Source organism: Alcanivorax sp. HI0083 (assembly GCF_001635175.1).
In genome coordinates this window covers 1-1,319 of sequence record NZ_LWFX01001092.1, presented here as the reverse complement: position 1 = coordinate 1,319, position 1,319 = coordinate 1, and the positions used below count along the sequence as shown (strand labels likewise).

The 1,319-nt window shown below is 57.7% G+C and carries 2 protein-coding genes; one reads left to right on the top strand and one right to left on the bottom strand.

Features of this window, described 5'->3' with window-relative positions; genetic code table 11:
- Positions 1-325: hypothetical protein (locus A3754_RS14725; protein ID WP_063520302.1), on the bottom strand; the 325-nt coding region annotated here is incomplete at its 3' end.
- Positions 326-513: 188 nt separating this feature from the next.
- On the opposite strand from A3754_RS14725, the gene A3754_RS14720 reads away from it, so the two are divergent.
- Entirely contained in the window at positions 514-1,290 is a 777-nt protein-coding gene (locus A3754_RS14720) for an ATP-binding protein (protein ID WP_063520301.1), read from the top strand.
- The last annotated feature ends 29 nt before the right edge of the window (positions 1,291-1,319 follow it).

The following is a 1,319-nucleotide window of genomic DNA, read 5'->3' as shown; positions in this document are numbered from 1 at the left end:
TATACCTCGGAAAAGAACGACCCGAATATGCCAGGCCCGGCGCATCAGGCACCGGGCCTGGCATATTCGGGTCGTTCTTTTCCGAGGTATATTTCACGCCCTCGGTGGCGCAGGCACCACAGGCGTTGGCGAACTCACCCAGAATGCCGCCCTGCTGGTCGTAACCAAACACCGGACGATAATCCATGGTGCACACATCGGGCGGATCATCCGGGCAAGTGAGCGTGTCGTCCGGCAGGCCCATGGGGTAATCGTTATCGTACGAGGAACTACAGCCCGCCAATACCAGGGCCAGGCCCGTTGCAGCCAGAACGGCAGCTTTCATATTGCTCTCCTTGTCGCGTGTGTCGGCGCGTGTGTCGCGTGCATGAGCGCACGCGTGAATGCGCATTACACAGGGTATCTCTGAGACCCAAGCATAGATAAAGTTCGCTACGAACGCAGCCTGCGTTTGCCCATGGGGTGCGTTAAACTTTGGCCGCCATTCTTTTTCTGTTGCCCGTGAGGCTTACCATGCACTCCCCCCATCGCCCCATCGACTGGCGCCACACTCCTGCGGCCATCTGGCGTGGCCGTTCACAAACGCTGCGTCCTGTTCCCCACCCGGACCCGGTACGCCTGCATGACTTGCTCGGCATCGATACCCAGAAAGGCAAGCTGGTACAGAACACGGAACGTTTTCTCGCCGGACAGCCCTGCAACCATGTGCTGCTGTGGGGTAGCCGTGGCACCGGCAAGTCCTCCATCGTCAAAGCCTTGCTCAACGAATATTCCGCCCGTGGACTACGCGTGATCGAGGTGGACAAGGATGATCTGCACGACCTGCCGGATATCGTTGACGATATTCGCGATCGCAGTCAGCGCTTCATCATTTACTGTGATGACCTGTCCTTCGAAGATGGCGAAAACCAGTACAAGCATTTGAAGAGCGTGCTGGAAGGATCGCTGGAATTGCCGCCGGAAAACGTGCGCATCTATGCCACCAGCAACCGCCGCCATCTGCTCCCCGAATACATGAAAGACAACGAGCAGACCCAGGTGGTGAACCGGGAGCTGCACCATGGCGATGTGGTGGAAGAAAAAATTTCCCTGTCCGACCGGTTTGGCCTGGGATTGAGTTTTTATCCGATCAACGAGGCGCAGTATTTCGAGATCGTCGATCACCTGTTCGGCGAGGTGCGTGACCGGGAACAACTGCACGTGCGGGCCCGGCGTTTTTCCATGGAGAAGGGCGTACGCTCCGGGCGCACCGCGCGGCAGTTTTATAACCAGTTTGTGGGGGAGTTTTGAAAAAGCAGCTTCGAGCGACTAGCTTCGAG